The sequence below is a fragment of the Ferruginibacter profundus genome (genome assembly GCF_054783275.1).
In genome coordinates this window covers 1,729,181-1,747,801 of the sequence record NZ_BAAGQW010000002.1, presented here as the reverse complement: position 1 = coordinate 1,747,801, position 18,621 = coordinate 1,729,181, and the positions used below count along the sequence as shown (strand labels likewise).

Below are 18,621 nucleotides of genomic sequence, written 5' to 3'. Positions count from 1 at the left end.
TTAGGTGGATTTAAAGTATTTTGTATCATTAATATAGTACCATGAAAATTTATTCATTTGAAAAACTGGAATGTTGGCAGCATGCCCGTCAATTGGCTGTTTGGACATACAGTATGACGAAAGATTTTCCTGGAGAGGAAAAATTCGGGATGGTATCTCAAATGCGCAGGGCGGCTATTTCTGTAGCATCAAATATTGCAGAAGGAACTTCAAGGAAAACTGCCAAAGACCAGGCTAATTTTAGTACCATTGCGTACAGCAGTACTATTGAATTATTGAACGATTTAATAATAGCACACGATTTAGAATATTTGTCGGATGAAAATTATAAGGCGGGTAGAGAAATGATTGAAAAGCAAACTTTATTAATTGCAGGATTAAGGAAGTCGCAACAGCGAACAAGGTTGCTTTCTTTCCTAAACTTTCTAAACCTCTAAACCCTAAACTAAACTTAAATGAAAGGAATTATTTTAGCCGGAGGATCAGGTACAAGACTATATCCCATAACTATGGGAATAAGTAAACAATTGATGCCTATTTACGATAAGCCGATGATCTATTATCCATTGAGTACATTGATGCTTGCAGGAATAAAAGAAATACTGATCATTACCACCCCAGATGACCAGGCCCAATTTGTCAGATTGCTGGGTGATGGCAGCCAATGGGGATGTGCCATTGAATATGCAGTACAGGCAGTACCCAACGGACTGGCACAAGCCTTTGTAATTGGAGAAAAATTTATTGGTACCGATAGTGTGGCATTGGTGTTAGGAGATAATATTTTTTACGGCAGCGGTTTTAGTAAATTATTGCAGGAAAGCATTGACCCTGACGGAGCAGTAATTTTTGCTTACCCTGTAAGCGACCCGGAACGTTATGGCGTAGTGGAATTTGATAAGGATTTTAATGCCATCAGTATTGAAGAAAAACCGGAAACCCCCAAAAGCCAGTACGCGGTACCCGGCTTATATTTTTATAATAATGAAGTGGTGGAAATTGCAAAAAACATACAACCCAGTGCAAGAGGGGAATACGAAATTACCACTGTTAATGACACTTACCTGCAACAGAAAAAACTGAAAGTTGGGGTACTGAACAGGGGTTTTGCCTGGCTGGATACCGGCACTTTTGATTCTTTAAGTGATGCCAGCGAATATGTGAGGGTGATAGAAAAACGGCAGGGTTTAAAAATCGGTTGCCCCGAAGAAATTGCTTACCGCAGGGGGTTTATTACCAAAGAACAATTAATGACCCTGGCAGAAGGGTTAAAGAAAAGCGGCTATGGCGAATACCTTAAAAAAATAACAGCATAATATTTACCCATGGCATATTTTGCTCACCCTACAGCAGTTATTGACGATAATTGTACCATTGGAGAGGGTACTAAGATCTGGCACTTTTCTCATATTATGACAGGCGCCGTAATTGGTAACCATTGCAACCTGGGCCAGAATGTGGTGGTATCGCCAAAAGTAATTTTAGGTAATAATGTAAGGGTGCAGAATAATGTAAGCATTTACGAAGGGGTAATTTGCGAAGATGATGTTTTTTTAGGCCCCAGTATGGTATTAACCAACGTGATCAACCCACGCAGCGCCGTGAGCAGAAAAAATGAGTTCAAAACAACTTTAATTAAAAAAGGGGCGTCTATAGGGGCAAATGCAACCATCGTTTGTGGCAATACCATTGGCAGTTATGCGTTTATTGGTGCCGGCACCGTGGTTACTAAAGATGTACCGGATTACGCCTTAATAGTAGGCAACCCCGGCAGGCAAACGGGCTGGATGAGTGAATATGGGCATAAATTAAAATTTGATAAAAATAATATGGCCATTTGTGAAGAAAGCCAACAGGAGTATATATTGGAAAATAATACAGTAAGAAGGGTTTAGAAGTTCAGGTTTTAGGGGTTTAGTTTGGAGATCCTTAAATTGCCTGAACCCTAAACTTCTAAACGCTAAACTCCTGAACTTGTCCTAAACCTAAAAACAATTTGTACATGAAGAATTTTGCATTGATCGGCGCCGGCGGGTACATTGCCCCAAGGCATATGAAGGCAATAAAAGATACCGGCAATAATTTGCTGGCAGCTTTGGATAAACATGATTCTGTAGGTATATTAGATAGTTATTTTCCTTCGGCTGATTTTTTTACCGAGTTTGAAAGGTTTGACCGCCACCTGGAAAAATTAAAGCGCCAGAATATCAAAACCGATTTTGTAAGTGTGTGCAGCCCCAATTATTTACACGATGCCCACATTCGCTTTGGTCTGCGTATAGGTGCCGATGTGATTTGCGAAAAACCGGTGGTGTTAAACCCCTGGAACATTGAGGCGCTTATGGAAATTGAAAAAGAAACCGGTAAAAAAATATATACTATCCTGCAATTGCGCCTGCATCCGGCCATTATTGCATTAAAAGAAAAAATTGCTGCGGCACCAGCCAATAAAAGATACGCTATCAATTTACAATACATCACTTCCCGTGGCAACTGGTACCATACCAGCTGGAAAGGAGATATACAAAAAAGCGGGGGAATAGCTACTAATATCGGGGTACACTTTTTTGATATGTTAATGTGGATCTTTGGCCCTGTAAAGGAAAATAATGTTACAATGCATTCGGATGATACCGCAAAGGGCAACCTGGTATTGGAAAAAGCCAATATCAGCTGGATGCTGAGCATTGATGCCAATACCCTGCCGGCAGATATAAAAGCGGCAGGCAAACGTACTTACAGAACATTAAGTATTGATGGCGATGAATTTGAATTCAGCGAAGGCTTTACGGAGCTGCATACCAAAAGCTATGAGGAGATCATCAAAGGTAATGGCTTTGGTATTGAGGAAACACTGGCGGCAATACAGTTGGTGCATGATATAAGAAAAGAGCGGTAGTTTTTTGTAATATCGCAACAAACAAGATTTAATTTAAAAAATAAAAAATGCCAGATCAAACAAGCACTTATACACAACCCTATATTATTGAATTCCCAAAAATCGGCAATTCGGGTTTGGGCTATATTTCAGTTGCCGAAAATGACAATCTTCCTTTTGCAGTAAAAAGAATTTACTGGACGTATTACACACCTGAAGATGTGGAAAGGGGCGGACATGCTCATTATGACCTGGAGCAAATTTTAGTAGCCGTATCAGGAAAGATAATTGTAAATACAGAGATGCCTGGCGGAATAAAAGAAAGGTTTATACTGGAAACACCAAACGTTGGATTATTTCTGCCAAAATTTTGCTGGCATGTTATGAGGTACAGCCATAACTCAGCACAAATGTGTATTGCCAATATGGTATACGAAGAAAAAGACTATATCAGGGATTATGAAAAATTTAAAATGGTCAGGTAATGATACATCCTTTATCAGACGTACAAAGTAAAAACATTGGAGAAGGAACCACAGTGTGGCAGTTTGCCATTGTGTTAGCCGGAGCAGTGATAGGCAAGAACTGTAATGTTAATTGCCATACTTTTATTGAAAATGATGTAAATATCGGCGACAGGGTTACTATAAAAGCCGGCGTGTATTTATGGGATGGTATAAGCATTGCAGATGACGTATTTATTGGACCTAATGTAACTTTTGTAAATGATAAATATCCCAAGTCTAAAATATACCCCGAACAATTTCAACGCACTGTAATTAATCGCGGAGCCTCAATAGGCGCAGCCAGTACTTTGTTAGGTGGTATTACCATTGGCGAGTATGCATTAGTGGGAGCAGGTAGTGTGGTTACCAAAGATATACCGGCATATAGCCTGGTGTATGGTAACCCGGCTAAGGTAATGGGCAAAGTAGACGAAAAGGGAACGGTAACAGAAAAATATTAAATAAATGATTGAGTTTTTAAGTCTTAAAAAAGTAAATGAACGGCATAAGCAGGAATTGCTTGATGCAACCGGACAGGTAATCAATTCGGGATGGTTTATTTTGGGAGCGCAGGTAAAAAAGTTTGAACAGGAATTTGCTGCCTATTGCGGCACAAAACATTGTATTGGTGTAGCTAATGGATTAGATGCGCTGATACTAATACTGGAAGCATATAAAGAAATGGGATTGATGCAGGATGGCGATGAAGTGATTGTTCCGTCCAACACCTATATAGCCAGTATATTAGCTATTTCCAGAGCCGGGCTTACCCCGGTAATGGCCGAGCCGGATATTACTACTTATTTACTGGATCCTGAAGCAATAGAAGCAAAAATCACTGCAAAAACCAGGGCCATCTTACCTGTACACCTGTACGGACAGTTGTGCAATATGGAAGCTATAAACGCCATTGCCAAAAAATATAATTTAAAAGTAATTGAAGATAGTGCACAATCGCATGGCGCTATTCAAAATGGAAAGCGGAGCGGAAACCTGGCAGATGCCAGCGGCTTTAGTTTTTATCCCGGTAAAAACCTGGGGGCATTGGGTGATGGAGGGGCTGTTACCAGCAACGATGATGAACTTGCTACAGTTTTGCTGGCCCTGCGTAATTATGGTTCTCATGTAAAATACCGCAATCTGTATAGGGGTATCAACAGCCGGCTGGATGAATTGCAGGCCATTTATCTTTCCATAAAACTGCGGGTATTGGATAGTGATAATGATGTAAGAAGAAAAATTGCGCAATACTATACTGCAGGCATTACCAACACAAAAATAATATTACCTGCAGTTAAGGACAAAGTAGAAAGCGACTTATCTCATGTATGGCATGTATTTACAGTTCGTGTTGAAGACAGGGCACATTTTCAACAATACCTTTCTGATAATGGTATTCAAACGGTCATTCATTACCCGATACCACCACATCATCAACCTGCTTACAGCCAATGGAAAGAGCTGTCTTTTCCTGTTTCAGAAAAAATTCACAACGAGATCATTTCCTTACCTATAAGCCCGGTGATGACAGAGGATGAAATAAAGACTGTGGTGGAAATAATTAACAAATACTGAAAATGATTAACCGAAGTAGTTTTTCTAAATATAAAATATTTCAATTACCCCGTATTTGGAAGTACAGGTTTTTATCCACCAATAAAAAAATACAGGGTAAACCTATATTAAATCAACCGGCTTTACTAATTGGTGCAGGTAAAATTATATTTGGAAGCCGTGTTAAGCTAGGCTATTATCCTTCTCCATTTTTTTTTAACGGCTATATCCATTTGGAAGCAAGAAACGAAAGCGCTTATATTCTGATAGGGAACGACGTATTTATTAACAATAATTTTTTTGCGATCAGCGAAAGAGAAGGAATAGAAATTGGAGACAATACTCTTATCGGAACAAACTGCGAAATAATTGACAGCGATTTTCATGATCTTTCGCCCGATAAAAGAACCAGTGGTATAGCAATTTCAAAAAAAGTGGTATTGGGTAAAAATATTTTTCTGGGGAATAATGTTAAAATTACCAAAGGTGTGGTGCTCGGCGATAATGTTGTTGTAGCTAATGGGTCGTTGGTAGTAAGCTCGTTTAAAGAAAATGTAATTATTGGAGGAATACCGGCAAAAATAATTGGTAATTTATGAATTTATTAAAAACCAGTTTTTATACCAGTATATCCACCGCAATAACTTTTATCAGTGGTTTTATTGTTACTAAAGTGGTGGCAGTAAAAATAGGCCCTTCCGGTATGGCTTATGTTGGGCAGTTTCAGAATTCCATTGCTATTCTTGCCATGTTTTCTACCTGCGCCATTACTTCGGGGGTAGTTAAATATTTATCAACCTATAAAGAGGATAAAGAAAAACAGCAGCAGGTGGTCACTACTGCTATCTCCATTATTTTGTTGTGTTCGCTTGCAGTGTCATTATTTGTATTGCTTACAAGTGGCTATTTATCTAAAGCCGCTTTTCATACTACAGATTTCTGGATGGTATATTTATTGTATGGCATATTTGTAAGTTTAATTTCATTAAATAGTTTTTTTGCCTCGGTATTAAACGGATTTAAAGAGATCGAAAAACTGACTATTATTAATATCATCAGTTCACTAAGCGGAATTGTTTTTACAGTAAGCTTTGCTTACCTTATGGGTGTAAAAGGCGTTTTAATTGCCAGTAATGCAGTAGCTGTAATTGTTTTTATTGTAAATGTGAATTTCATCAAAAAAATTAAAGGCATTAACTGGATGCCAAGTTTTAAAAAATGGAATCCGCAAATGACCAGGCTGCTTTTTGCATTTACGTTAATGGGCATAGTAACCGGTTTTGCAAGCCCTGCTATGCAATTGATGGTAAGAGACAGGATCATCAGTAAATTTTCGGTAACAGATGCAGGCTGCTGGCAGGCTGTTACAAGAATATCTGATTATTATCTGGCATTTATTACTACAGTGCTGGGTGTTTATTATCTGCCCCGTTTATCAGAAATAACTTCAAAGGATGAACTGAGAAAGGAGATCATAAAAGGGTATAAAATTATTTTACCTGCTGTAGGTTTCTTAGCACTTATCATATGGCTTTGCAAAGTATGGGTGGTGCACATATTGTTTACTGCAGATTTTTTACCAATGCTCCCCTTATTTAAATACCAGTTGCTGGGTGATTTTTTAAAGATCGGCAGTTGGTTACTAGGATTTATAATGGTTTCAAAAGCACTTACCCAAGCCTATATCATAACAGAAATAGCATTTAGTGCTAGTTTTGTAATCCTGAGCTTTTTTTTTATGGACAGGTACGGCGTAATAGGAACTACTTACGCCTTTTGTATTAACTATGCGTTGCATTGGATTACAATGTGGTTTTTAATGAAAAAATATATTGTGTAATTATGGAGGTAAAGCCATTGGTAAGTATCATTTGTGTTTCGATGAATCATGAGAAGTATATTTTGCAGGGGGTAAGTTCTTTTACCGGGCAGACCTATCCTGATATTGAATTTCTTTATGTTGATAATAATTCATCTGATAAAACATTTGAAATAGCAGACAAAATATTTTCAGCATCTGCCCGCCCCTACAGGGGTTTTAAAAGAGAGCGTTCTTTTAGCCTGCCGGCAAATTTCAATCTGCTGGTTAAGGAAGCTAAAGGAGATTATTTATGTTTTATTTCCTGTGATGACTGGATGGAGCCTGGGTTTATAGCAGCAATGGTAGAGCAATACCAGCAACAGCCAAATGCTGGCCTGGTGTATTCAAATGGCTGGAGGTATTACGAAGACACCGGAACAAGTGAAATTGCAGCAGACAAAAAGTTTATATCGGGCAGGATATTTGACCATATTTTTTTGAACGGCGTCATATTTCCTGTTGGTGTAATGATAAAAAAGGAAGTGATTGCAGAAGTAGGTTTATTTGATGAAACTTTGCCGATAGAAGATTATGATATGTGGCTTAAGATTGCCAGTCGTTTTGAGATTGCCTATTCCGCTACGCCATTAATTTATTACCGGCTTCATAAAAAAAGTTTAAGCCATCTTCATGGTAATAAAAACATTAAATACTATTTACAAATAGCTGATAAATATAAAGGCAATAAATTGTACAAAAGAGTATGCCGCAACTTCAGGAAATTTTCTATTTACGAACAGTTTCAATCGGGCAATAATAAGCAGGCATTACAATTGATAAAAAAAGATTTTCGTTTCGAACGGTTTTATTTTTCCGTATTGCTGAAAATGCTTCTTGGAAAGAAAAGTTGATAATTTACCATTCTATTTTTTTTAAATGTGCCGGGTTGATAAAACCCATGTCTGATGTGTATTTCAACCTGCCATTAAAAACATCGTTCCAGTTTTTTAATTTATTTTTCAACCCGGCTGGGATGATTTTTTTTATTGCTTCTTTTATAGTTTTTTTTCTACTGTTGTTTGTGTTGCTGCCATTCTTGCTGCCACATTGCCATATATGAGTATAATCACTTTGATAAGGGGAATTTAAAAATATTTCTTTATCTCCTGTTTTTTCGGCTATTACCATTAAACGTGTTGATGCCTTATTCGTAAACAGCACCCTGCTTTTTGCTTCGTGTGGGTCTGTAACTTCATACCAGTTTTTGTCATCAGGGGTAAGGATCATTTTAATAACCCTAAAACCATTTTCTGCAGAAAATATTCTGAAATATAATTCGGGGCTGAACTGGTAAAAGCCGTGTCCGTTCTGGTTGTTTGCAGGTGTAATACCAATAAAATGCCCCCCGGTCTTAATGGCTTTCATGCAACTTTTAATAGCCACAGGAAAGTTAAAAACATGTTCTAGTGTACCACCATCAAAAACAACTGAAAAGTTTTTATCGTATTGTGAAGGCCAGGCCATATTCAGGTCCTGGGTTATATCCGCATTTTCATATGCTGAATAATCAAGGCTTTTAAGACTTTTGGTACCCAATAATTCAAAAACAGCTTCGGCATAGTTGCTTTGCAGTTTTTTTTCCGACATGGGGCTTAAAACTGATTTATGGTTTTCGTATAGCTGTTGCAGGTACCTGTTGTCAGCATAGGTCAACATTCTGCCCAGGGTCAGCGTATTATCAAAAGATACCCCACCGGCTTTTGCATAAGCAAGAAACTTAGCGCAATTATTAGTGATAGCCATGCCTTTTATGTGAGTGTAAAAAATCAAAAATAACCTTTAGGAGGGGTCGCCTGAAATTTTTCTTTTCCGGCTTAAAAGGCTTGTAAATATTAGTGTAGCAAAGGCGGCATTTGGCTATACTTTTTGTAGTTTTGCCAATCTTTTGTAAAGAAGCATCAATATTGAGATATATACCAGGTGTTATGTATAAAAATATTATCTAACCGGCAAATAACGGCTTTCATCTTTTTTTAGTGACTTTTAATGAATATATTAATCTTTTCCCCAAGTAATTTACGTGCTGTAGACCAACAATCACAAGCCATTTTGTTTAAAAAAATGGGGCACGAACCTTTTTTATTAACCTGTTTGCCCGAAGGTATTTTGCATAAAAATTTCCAGGCGCACGGATTTAAAACGTTCAGCAGCAATATTAAAGCAAGGGGGGTAATGTATTTTATAAAGCAGATCATCTTTTTAGTAAAATTCTGTAAAAAAAATAATATTGCCGTAGTGGTAAGCCATCTCCAAAGTTCTGCTATTATCACAGGTTTTGCCAGGTATTTTATGAAGACCAAAGTGGTGTATATGCGACACCACACCGATTATGTGGGGATCTATAATTCTCCTAAGGAAAAATTACAGAACTGGCTGGCCAATACATTCTCTCCAAAGATCATTGCTATATCGGAAGATGTTAAAGTAATGCTGCTTAAAGAAGGGGTGCCGGAAAGTAAAATTGCCCGGATAAACCTGTGTTATGATTTTGGTGAATACAAAAATGATTTTACAGATCAGTTTGACGCAGTTAAAGAAGAGATGAAATCTAACTTATCTTTATTGTATGTTGCCAGGCTGGACCCTGTTAAAAGACATACACTGGCTTTTGAAGTGGTTGAAAAGTTGCTGAGCCAGGGAATTGATTGTAAGCTAACCTGCATTGGCCGGGGAAATATAGAAGACCAACTGCGTAAATATATTGCAGAACGGGGGTTGGAGAAGAATATCATTATCCGGGGTTTTGTTACCAATGTGTTTGATTATATAAAAGCGGCGGATATTTTATTGCTCATATCCGAAACAGAAGCCAGCAGCCATATGCTGAAAGAAGCAGGTGTTTGTGGTAAAACACTGATAGCCTGCAACGGCGTGGGAGATTTTAACGACTATCTCGTGAACGGAGAAAATGGGTTTTTAGTGGATAAAAATAACCCGGTTGATGAAACGGTGAATATTTTAAAAAAGATCAACCAGGATAAATCACTTATAACAATACTTGGCGATAATTTAAAAAAAACGGTATACCGGAATTTTAGTATTGATAGTAATTTTGAGCAATTGTATTCCCAATTATTTAAAGCAATGAAAATTAAATTATGAGAAAAATTTTAGTTACAGGTGGTGCCGGAAATGTAGCCGGCGCATTAGTAAAAAAACTCGTTCAAAATAGCGACAATCATGTGGTGGTGGTTGATAATCTTATTACCGGATCGGTACATAAATTACCTTTTGGGAAAACAAGCGGCGAAAACTGGCAATTTATTAAAGGCGATGTTAACCATTTTGGAGATATATCTGCTGTAATGACACGTTATGGTTTTGACTATGTTTTTCATTATGCGGCTTTGGTAGGGGTAAAGCGTACACTGGAAAATCCGGATAAAGTACTGGAAGATATACAGGGCATAAAAAATATACTGGACCTTGCCAAAAACACCGGGGTTAAAAGAGTTTTTTATTCCTCCTCTTCTGAAGTATATGGGGAGCCGGTGGAGTTTCCGCAGAATGAAGATACCACTCCATTAAATTCAAAATTACCTTATGCCATTGTAAAAAACGTGGGAGAGGCTTTTTTAAAAACCTACAAAAAAATATACGGCCTTGATTATACCATTTTCCGTTTTTTTAATACGTATGGTCCAGATCAGAGCCAGGATTTTGTAATGTCTAAATTCATTAACGCAGCCCTTCGCAATCAACCCATAACACTCTATGGCGATGGCTCTCAGAGCAGAACATTTTGTTATGTGGATGATAATATTGAAACCACCACCAAGGCATTATACGAAGACCTTTTCATTAACGATGTGGTAAATGTAGGTTCGGATGTGGAAATGAGTATTAAGCAACTGGCTGAAAAAGTAATTGCATTAACCGGCTCATCATCACAAATAGAACATTTACCGGCTTTAACAGAAGGAGATATGACTAGGCGCAAGCCCGATAATTCAAAAATGAAAGCAATATTGAACAGGGAACTGGTAAGCGTTGATGACGGGATACATAATATGATTAAGCATATAAAACAAACATTGTAATGAATACACCGGTTTTATTTTCCATTATTATCCCTACTTATAACAGGGCCTCCTTTATACTAAAAACTGTAAATGCTTTTATTGCCCAGTCTTACAGTAATTTTGAAGTTATAATAGTTGATGACGGAAGTAAAGATAATACAGATGAAGTTGTGAAGGAAATTACGGATAAGCGTATCAGTTACTATAAAAAAGTAAATGCAGAAAGAGGAGCGGCACGTAATTACGGGTTGGATATTGCCAAGGGCGATTATGTTAATTTTTTCGACAGTGATGACCTGGCCTATCCCAATCACCTGGAAACTGCATTTAAGGTAATAACACAATTTAATAATCCTGATATATTTAATCTTGGATATGATATTAAAACTCCGGAAGGGAAGTTACTATCTGAATGCAGGAATTTTGACGGCAATGTGGAAGCCTATGCCATTAAAACAAAGAGGGTAAGTATCAATGCCTTATTTGTAAAGCGAACAGTAGCCCTGGAAATAAGATTTTCTGAAAACCGCCTGTTATCAGCATCAGAAGATGCTTTGTTTCTTTGCCAGTTATGTGCAAGGTACACTTTGCAATACAACAATACCATTACCTCCACCATTGTAGAACATGATAGCAGGAGTATGGTAGTTGCATCGGAGCAGCAGCTGCTAAACCGGCAGAAATACCTGGATGAAGGGCTGAAGGCTGACGCTGTTTTTATGAATAAGTATGGCCAATATGTTGACCAGATAAAGGGTGAAATGGATTACCTGCTTTGTTTAAGTTGCCTTAGCAATAAGGATAACGGGAAAGCGTGGACTTACTATAAAAATTTTCTTGCAAAAAGCGGCATGCCTGTATTGAGTAAACGTACGTTAGTTGTGCTTAAAAAAATTGTGCAGAATAAACTGGGCAAGTAGCAATATTTACAATGATACCAACCAACACACCAGCTGCTCAGCCAAAACCTGATTTTAAAGTATTGGACGGCCTGAGAGGAATTGCCGCCACTTATGTGGTCATTAATCATTGCAGGGGAAATCTTTTAATGGGGGGTGCCCAGTATTCTAAAATGGTGCCTGTGGAGCAATGGAGTATCTGGGAGAAGATCTATTTCGGTGCATTACAATTTACGGCACTCGGTACTGAATTTGTAATTTTCTTTTTTGTATTGTCTGGTTTTTCTATTGCCTATTCTTTAAGAAACAAACAGAACACTTTAAAGTTTTACAGCCGACGGTTGGTGAGGCTTTATCCGCCCTACATCACCGCATTGATTTGGGCCGCGGTAGTATTCTGGTTTGCATCTATCTATGCACCTGTATTAACGAGGGACCTGGTATCGGTTTTTGCCAGCCCAGGAAATATTTTGTCCAATATATTTTATATTCCTAGAGGAGCATTTATAGCCCAGTTCTGGTCGTTGACGCACGAAGTTATTTTTTACCTGTTAATTCCTTTCCTCATACTCAGGCGCAGGTATTATTATTGGGCATCACTGGCTGCCTATATTGCAGGATGGTGCATATACGGTTACGGCAGGTCTGATGAAAATATCCTGGTGTCTTTTTTGGTGAATTATAATATTTACTTTGCCGCAGGCATCTGGCTTTTTCATAATTACAGCAAGGTAATTCCGGTTTTTAATACCAGCACGCTTAAAATGTGTGTTGGAAGCATACTTTTAATAACCGGTATGGTAGCAGTAAAGTATTTTATACCCGGCGATGTAAAAATTACTTTTATCATATCGGCATTGTTATCGGTATTACTGATCGTGAATTTTTTAACTAAAAAGATAACCAACTGGTTATTCTCTTTTTTAGGATCCATGAGCTATACGATCTATATAACTCACTTTGCAACAATTATGCTTTTTAAAACAATACTTTTAAAAACAGGATTAGTGCAAAGTACCGGTATAACACAGTTCTGGATATGGCCAATTGGTGTAATGGTATGCATATTGTTCAGTTATTTAATTTACCAGGTAGCAGAAAAGCCAAGTAAAACGGTTTTAAACAGGTGGAGAGGTTAAAATCTGCTTTTGCCGGAACCGGATTATGTAATCGATAATAATGGAGTTAAAACAAAAAAATTTACAGCTTATACAAATGTTACGGGGCTTCGCCAGTATGCTGGTGGTACTGTTGCATATCACCTATAACTGTAAAATAAACCTGGGGTATAATTTTTTGTCGGGTATTTTTATGTTTGGCGGCAGCGGTGTTGATATTTTTTTTGTATTAAGCGGCTTTATAATTGCCTACTCCAACCGGAAGTATATAGGAAAACCTTCTTCTGTACCAGTGTTTTTAAAACGGCGTTTTATAAGGGTATTCCCTATTTACTGGCTTGTGATCACGGTATTCCTGCTGCTCCAGATCGCGTTGCCTTATTTTTATAAATCGCATTTTGATACCAGCCTAACCAATATACTGCAAACCTTTTTGTTATTACCCGGCCATGAAATGCTGAATGGTGTAAGCTGGTCACTTACCAATGAAATTTTTTTCTATCTTTTATTTACACTAGCCCTTATTATACCCAATAAAAAATATCTGTTCTTTTTATTTGCGGGCTATTTTATTTTGCTGGTAGTTTTTGCGGTACCCGGTATCAGCCTGGGAAATAATATTTATTTAAACATGCTGGTATATCCCATGAATATAGAGTTCTTGCTGGGTATACTGGTGGTAATTATTGTGCAGAAAATTTCAGCAAAAATAATTTACCCCTTTCTGGCTATTGGTGTACTTTACTTTACAGGATCGGCAATATTAAGTTATAATGGTGCCAGTGCTACCGAGCCTGGCCCAGGGGGCGCCCTAAACAGGGTTATCCTGTATGGGGTACCTTCGTTTTTTATTATTTTATCCCTGGTAAAAATGGAACTTACTAAAACGGTTAAACTAAAAAGTATTTTTTTATCCCTGGGTGATGCTTCTTATTCGATTTACTTAATCCATCTGCCTATAGTAGCGGCTTATTTTAAACTTATTGCCAAACTGAATATTCAAAGTAATATGTTGTTATTTTTTTTAACCCTATTGTTATTTATTGCTGTTTGCCTGTTGGGCATCGTTGTATATAATAAAATAGAGAAGCCTGTAATAAATAAATTAAATAGAAAATCGATATAGATGGAAGCCCGGTTTAAAATATTACATGTATTATATTCTGGCTTAGGCGGGCATGGAAATGTTTTCTTTTCTTTGGTAAATGCCGATAAACAAAGAGAATTTGTGCATGAGGCTTTATTTAACGGGGTGGAGGAAATGAGGGAGGAATATAAGGAACGTTGCCGGCACAATAATATTCGTTTTGATTTTGTAAAAAAGAAACCCGGCCTGGATCTGCGCTTTTATAAAAACCTTGTGGCTACGATAAAAAAAGCCGAACCGGACATAGTTTTTTTACATGGCAGCACGCAGGTACTATGGGCAAAGCTGGCGCTGCTACCGGGCAAAAAAAAATGCAGGCTGATAGTAAGGGAAACCCAGGCCAATAGCCTGAAAACAAAACAAGACTGGTTCTGGCTGTCAGCAGCATTATTGCTGGCTGATAAAATTGTTTTTTTATCTGCTGCGTACGATCTTGAAATAAAGAAAAAACTATCCTTGTTGTACAGTGCAAAAAAGGCAACGGTAATACCTAACGGAATTGACCTTAGCGAGTACCAGCCAAAGCAAAAAGAGCATAGCAGCCAATTGGTAATAGGTATGCAAAGCAGGATCGTAAAGATCAAAGATCATGTTACTTTGCTGCATGCTTTTGCCGGTTTACTTAAGGATGTACCGGCATCAGATAAAAAAATATTTTTAAAAATTGCAGGTGACGGAGAATGCAGGCAATCGCTGGAACAACTGGCCGGCCAGTTAGGCATATCAGCAGCGGTTGAATTTACAGGGATGCTTACAGAACAGCAACTGATACAATTTCTTACCGGCCTGGATATTTATGTGCATGCATCATTTGGTGAAACCATGAGTACGGCAATTATGCAGGCTATGGCTTGCGGTTTGCCTATCATTGCTTCGGATGTGCCGGGGATAAATAATATGATAAGTAATAAAGTTACAGGTCTGCTGGTACCGGTACAGGATGTACAGCAAATGACAGCTGCCCTGAAACTTTATTTACAAAACGAAAAATACAGGGCCGGGCTTGCAGAAAATGCCTATAAATTTGCTGAACGGCATTACAGCAATCAAAAGATGTTTGCTGCTTACAAGGCAGTATTTGAAATAAGGTAGAACTTTATTTAAAAAAATACCCGTGCTGTTTTAATTATTAAGTGCTTATAAACCGGTAAAAGTATACTATCATGCTTACAATTTTGGTTACAGGTTGTGCAGGCTTCATTGGCAGCCATGTTTGCGAAAAATTATTGCAACAGGGATATCGTGTAATTGGTATCGACAATTTTGACCCGTTTTACGACAAGGCTGTAAAAGTAAAAAATCTGGAATCTTTTACAGGCCATGAACACTTTACATTTTATCCATTTGATATTACGGTGGATATGGGAAAGGTACCCCGGCAGCAAATTGATGCCATTATTCACCTGGCAGCAAAAGCGGGTGTAAGGCCTTCAATAGAAGATCCGGCAGGATATATTAATACCAACATTGTTGGTACGGAAAAAATACTGGAATTTATGAAAGATAATGCCATTACCAAACTGGTATTTGCTTCATCTTCATCAGTATATGGCAACAATAAAAAAACGCCTTTCAGTGAAACTGATAGTGTAGACAATCCGATATCACCTTATGCCTTTACCAAAAAGGCGGGCGAATTATTAAACTACAATTACCATCACCTGTATAATTTCGATATTATTAATCTCCGTTTTTTTACCGTTTACGGCCCCAGGCAAAGGCCCGACCTTGCTATTCACAAGTTCATTAAAAAAATAGCACAGGATGAAAAAATAGTTTTATTTGGCAACGGAGATACAGCCCGTGACTATACATATATTGATGATACAGTGCAGGGAATTTTAAAGAGCCTTGACTACTGCCTGAAAAATAATCCTGTTTACCGTACTCTTAATTTAGGGAACAACAGCCCGGTAAAACTTAACGACCTTGTAAATATGATTTACGAAGCAATGGGGAAAGAGAAAAATATAAGTTATACCGAAATGCAGCCCGGTGATGTGGACATAACCTTTGCCGATATTGAACTTGCCCGGCAATTACTTGACTACAGCCCATCAACTGATATTAAAACCGGGCTCAGTAATTTTATAGCGTGGATGGCAGCAAAAAATAAAATATTAAGTTAAATGCGCAAAAGAATTTTAATTGATGCCACTACTATCGTTGAAAAAAAAGATGGTTTATCCCAATATATAATCAGCCTGCTTGATAATTTACCCGAAGAGGCTTTTGTAAGGTTTGATTTTTTAGTGCTGGTACATACCAACGTAAAAAGAAAAGAATTATGGGATGTATTGGATAAGAAAAAGTTCAAGGTAATTAAAGCAGCTATTGCCCCTATTGGTCCCAGGCGTGAGTGGGATATGTTCTGGTTTTTAAGGCAACAAAAAAGAACATTTGACCTTTTTCACAGCACTTCAAACCAGTATCCGCTGAGCTTAAAGAATGGCCTTGCCACGGTGCATGATATTACCTTTAAAAATTACCTCGATTCTAAATGGTGGACATTTAATATGGCCAAACGTTTTCTTAATCTGGTAATAAAAAATGCTTTATACAGGTCGGCTGCAGTAATTGCCGTATCTGAATATACCAGGCAAGACCTGGTGAATAATTATAAGCTGAATAATGTAATCAGCAATAAGATCAGTGTTATATACGAAGGCTGGGAACACCTTAAAGCCAATGCAGAAGAAAAAGAAACAGGAGATACTGTGCCAACCTTTAAAAATTATCTTTTTTATGTCGGCACCACCAGGCTGCATAAGAATATGAAGAACCTGCTGCAGGCATTTAATATAGCCTGTAAAAAATTGCCGGCTGATATTAAGCTGGTAATTACGGGAAATGAAACATACCTGGATGAAACTGATAAGGCCGTTGTAAGCGAAATAAATGCTGGAGGGGAGCGTATTTATTTTACCGGTTTTGTATCCGGATTTGTGCTGGAACATTTATTTAAAAATGCTGATGCTTTTATTTTTCCTTCGCTTTCAGAGGGCTTTGGTATTCCGGTTTTGGAAGCTTTTTATTTTAAAAAGCCATTGCTGTGTTCCAATACTACTTCGTTACCGGAGATTGCCGGGCCTGCAGCCCTGTATTTTAATCCTGCCGATACTGCTGATATTGCGGTGGCTATTGTAAAATTTTATACAGAACCTTCTATCGGGCCAGAACTGGTAATGAAGGGAACAAAACAATTGGAATTATTTTCGTGGAAAAAAATGGCAACTGAAACGGTTCAACTGTATAGAAAATTATTGCCAACAGACTAAGTTTTTTCTATTATCACCGCAGTGGTCGTTTCTGCATTCCTTTGCTGATGCTTTCTGTAAACGGCTAACAACATGAAAAAATAAAAAGGCATAATTGGTAAACGATACCTTACCAGGGTACCAAAATTAAAAGTTGTAAAACCAACTATAGCAGCCAGTAACATTACAAAAACAAAAGAAAAGAATATCTCCGGGTTAATGGCAACGTAATAAAAGAAACGAAAGAATTTTGTTTTTATCAGTACATACAAAAGAGCCACCAGCATTAACAAAGATTCTAAAGCAGATAATAACACTATTGGCTTTCGGGTTTCCCATACAAATGGCCTGAATAAGGTAGAGGTGACTTTTACAGGTGTTCTTAGAATGATGCCTCCAATTGTAAAGTCAAAATCGGCATCTTTAAACCCGGCCGTACCCTCATCGTCACTGTAATTTTCATAACTGGTTTTAAATGTTTCAATCTGGCTTTTAGATTCTTCAATTACCGATTCGATAGATGAAGAAACACTAAAGGAAAGAAATACCACACTAACTGCAAGGATGAAAAGTACAAAGGCAAGTTTGATGATATTACCCCTGCTTTTTAAAATGATGCCTATCATGTAAGTAAGAGCTGCAGCCAGTAACAACGCAGATGCGATATAACTTTTAATTACAAATAGTATATACAGGCAGGCTACCAATACAAGGATATTACCCAAAGAATATTTTTTTTTTGCAAATAAGCTGTACCCTGCACTAAAAATAAAACCTACCATACCAAGGCAAAGAGAATCTTTCATTAAACCGCTTCCCCAAAAACATACAGAGGGCAAAAATAGTACTGCGTAGGCAAGTTTTTTTTCAAATTGCTTTTGCAAGAGTTCCCTGAACGTACAAAAAAGACGCCACACACCGGCAAAAGAAATGAGCCCGAAAAATAATGAAATAATAAGGTAACTGTTAAAGGAGAGGTACGAAAATAATGTTGCTATTTTATATACCATTAACGAAGCGCTGTTTGAAAGTCCTGCCTGGATATACAAGCTGTCGTCTCCGGAAGATTTATAAATTTTGGAAAATCCGTCCGGATCTAAGAAAAAAGTTGTTATCGGATTCCCTTCGCCGGCAATCATTTTTCTTACCACCTGGGCGCCCTGGTAAAAGCCAAACGAATCGCCATATCCATAATAATACTGTATTACCATGGCATATAAAAAACTGCCCGACATATGTATCCAGAAACCCGTGATGAAATATTTGTGCAGATCGGTATCCCTGTATTTTATTGCTTTTAACTTAATGATATAATACAGAAAAAAAAGGTAGATTGGCAACAGGACGTAGTCAAAAAAAGTAATATATGCCATTCGTTA

Annotated in this window: 20 protein-coding genes; 18 read left to right on the top strand and 2 right to left on the bottom strand. The window is 37.7% G+C overall.

The window, feature by feature from the left end; all coding sequences use genetic code 11:
- Window positions 1-41 precede the first annotated feature (41 nt).
- The 10 genes from ACYVM0_RS17520 to ACYVM0_RS17475 all read left to right on the top strand — a co-directional run bounded on the left by ACYVM0_RS17520 (window position 42) and on the right by ACYVM0_RS17475 (window position 7,650).
- Complete coding sequence (locus ACYVM0_RS17520) at window positions 42-437, top strand: four helix bundle protein (RefSeq protein WP_460559065.1); 396 nt, start codon at window positions 42-44, stop codon at window positions 435-437.
- An 18-nt stretch (window positions 438-455) separates the two neighbouring features.
- The gene (gene rfbA / locus ACYVM0_RS17515; protein WP_460559063.1) at window positions 456-1,316 is read left to right on the top strand and encodes a sugar nucleotidyltransferase; all 861 of its coding nucleotides are present in this window, start codon (window positions 456-458) and stop codon (window positions 1,314-1,316) included.
- A 9-nt stretch (window positions 1,317-1,325) separates the two neighbouring features.
- Window positions 1,326-1,895 carry an acyltransferase gene (locus ACYVM0_RS17510; protein WP_460559061.1) on the top strand — a complete coding sequence of 190 codons (570 nt, stop codon included), beginning with the start codon at window positions 1,326-1,328 and terminating at the stop codon, window positions 1,893-1,895.
- A gap of 107 nt (window positions 1,896-2,002) precedes the next feature.
- Complete coding sequence (locus ACYVM0_RS17505) at window positions 2,003-2,899, top strand: Gfo/Idh/MocA family protein (protein WP_460559059.1); 897 nt, start codon at window positions 2,003-2,005, stop codon at window positions 2,897-2,899.
- A 47-nt stretch (window positions 2,900-2,946) separates the two neighbouring features.
- A complete protein-coding gene (locus ACYVM0_RS17500) occupies window positions 2,947-3,363 on the top strand; it encodes a sugar 3,4-ketoisomerase (RefSeq protein ID WP_460559057.1) in 417 nt (138 codons plus the stop codon).
- Window positions 3,363-3,845 (top strand): acyltransferase, encoded by a 483-nt coding sequence (locus tag ACYVM0_RS17495; protein ID WP_460559055.1) that lies wholly within the window; start codon window positions 3,363-3,365, stop codon window positions 3,843-3,845. Before ACYVM0_RS17500 ends, ACYVM0_RS17495 begins: the two co-directional genes overlap by 1 nt.
- Before the next feature lie 4 nt (window positions 3,846-3,849).
- On the top strand, window positions 3,850-4,959 hold the full coding sequence (locus ACYVM0_RS17490) for a DegT/DnrJ/EryC1/StrS family aminotransferase (protein WP_460559053.1): 1,110 nt from the start codon (window positions 3,850-3,852) through the stop codon (window positions 4,957-4,959).
- A gap of 2 nt (window positions 4,960-4,961) precedes the next feature.
- The gene (locus tag ACYVM0_RS17485) at window positions 4,962-5,537 is read left to right on the top strand and encodes an acyltransferase (protein ID WP_460559051.1); all 576 of its coding nucleotides are present in this window, start codon (window positions 4,962-4,964) and stop codon (window positions 5,535-5,537) included.
- Complete coding sequence (locus ACYVM0_RS17480; protein WP_460559049.1) at window positions 5,534-6,778, top strand: O-antigen translocase; 1,245 nt, start codon at window positions 5,534-5,536, stop codon at window positions 6,776-6,778. Before ACYVM0_RS17485 ends, ACYVM0_RS17480 begins: the two co-directional genes overlap by 4 nt.
- A 2-nt stretch (window positions 6,779-6,780) precedes the next feature.
- Window positions 6,781-7,650 (top strand): glycosyltransferase family 2 protein, encoded by an 870-nt coding sequence (locus ACYVM0_RS17475; RefSeq protein WP_460559047.1) that lies wholly within the window; start codon window positions 6,781-6,783, stop codon window positions 7,648-7,650.
- 4 nt (window positions 7,651-7,654) lie between these two features.
- On the opposite strand, the gene ACYVM0_RS17470 is transcribed toward ACYVM0_RS17475, so the two are convergent.
- Window positions 7,655-8,542 (bottom strand): methyltransferase domain-containing protein, encoded by an 888-nt coding sequence (locus ACYVM0_RS17470; RefSeq protein WP_460559045.1) that lies wholly within the window; start codon window positions 8,540-8,542, stop codon window positions 7,655-7,657.
- Between the two features lie 318 nt (window positions 8,543-8,860).
- Here ACYVM0_RS17470 and ACYVM0_RS17465 point away from each other — a divergent pair, with 318 nt between their 5' ends.
- The 8 genes from ACYVM0_RS17465 (at window position 8,861) to ACYVM0_RS17430 (ending at window position 17,263) form a co-directional block, all read left to right on the top strand.
- Window positions 8,861-9,901: a glycosyltransferase gene (locus tag ACYVM0_RS17465; protein ID WP_460559043.1), complete on the top strand. Its 1,041-nt coding sequence runs from the start codon at window positions 8,861-8,863 to the stop codon at window positions 9,899-9,901.
- Window positions 9,898-10,839, top strand: coding sequence for a Rossmann-fold NAD(P)-binding domain-containing protein (locus ACYVM0_RS17460; RefSeq protein ID WP_460559041.1), 942 nt, complete (start codon window positions 9,898-9,900; stop codon window positions 10,837-10,839). Before ACYVM0_RS17465 ends, ACYVM0_RS17460 begins: the two co-directional genes overlap by 4 nt.
- On the top strand, window positions 10,839-11,741 hold the full coding sequence (locus ACYVM0_RS17455; protein ID WP_460559039.1) for a glycosyltransferase family 2 protein: 903 nt from the start codon (window positions 10,839-10,841) through the stop codon (window positions 11,739-11,741). The genes ACYVM0_RS17460 and ACYVM0_RS17455 overlap by 1 nt, the downstream gene beginning before the upstream one ends.
- Before the next feature lie 11 nt (window positions 11,742-11,752).
- A complete protein-coding gene (locus ACYVM0_RS17450; RefSeq protein ID WP_460559037.1) occupies window positions 11,753-12,859 on the top strand; it encodes an acyltransferase family protein in 1,107 nt (368 codons plus the stop codon).
- 40 nt (window positions 12,860-12,899) lie between these two features.
- On the top strand, window positions 12,900-13,964 hold the full coding sequence (locus ACYVM0_RS17445) for an acyltransferase family protein (RefSeq protein WP_460559035.1): 1,065 nt from the start codon (window positions 12,900-12,902) through the stop codon (window positions 13,962-13,964).
- Window positions 13,965-15,077 carry a glycosyltransferase family 4 protein gene (locus ACYVM0_RS17440; RefSeq protein ID WP_460559033.1) on the top strand — a complete coding sequence of 371 codons (1,113 nt, stop codon included), beginning with the start codon at window positions 13,965-13,967 and terminating at the stop codon, window positions 15,075-15,077.
- Between the two features lie 71 nt (window positions 15,078-15,148).
- Entirely contained in the window at window positions 15,149-16,114 is a 966-nt protein-coding gene (locus tag ACYVM0_RS17435) for a Rossmann-fold NAD(P)-binding domain-containing protein (protein ID WP_460559031.1), read from the top strand.
- Entirely contained in the window at window positions 16,115-17,263 is a 1,149-nt protein-coding gene (locus ACYVM0_RS17430; protein WP_460559029.1) for a glycosyltransferase family 4 protein, read from the top strand. It begins immediately after the preceding gene.
- Here ACYVM0_RS17430 and ACYVM0_RS17425 read toward each other — a convergent pair.
- Window positions 17,260-18,615, bottom strand: a complete 1,356-nt coding sequence (locus ACYVM0_RS17425; RefSeq protein ID WP_460559027.1) for a hypothetical protein — start codon at window positions 18,613-18,615, stop codon at window positions 17,260-17,262. The genes ACYVM0_RS17430 and ACYVM0_RS17425 overlap by 4 nt on opposite strands.
- Window positions 18,616-18,621: the final 6 nt, after the last annotated feature.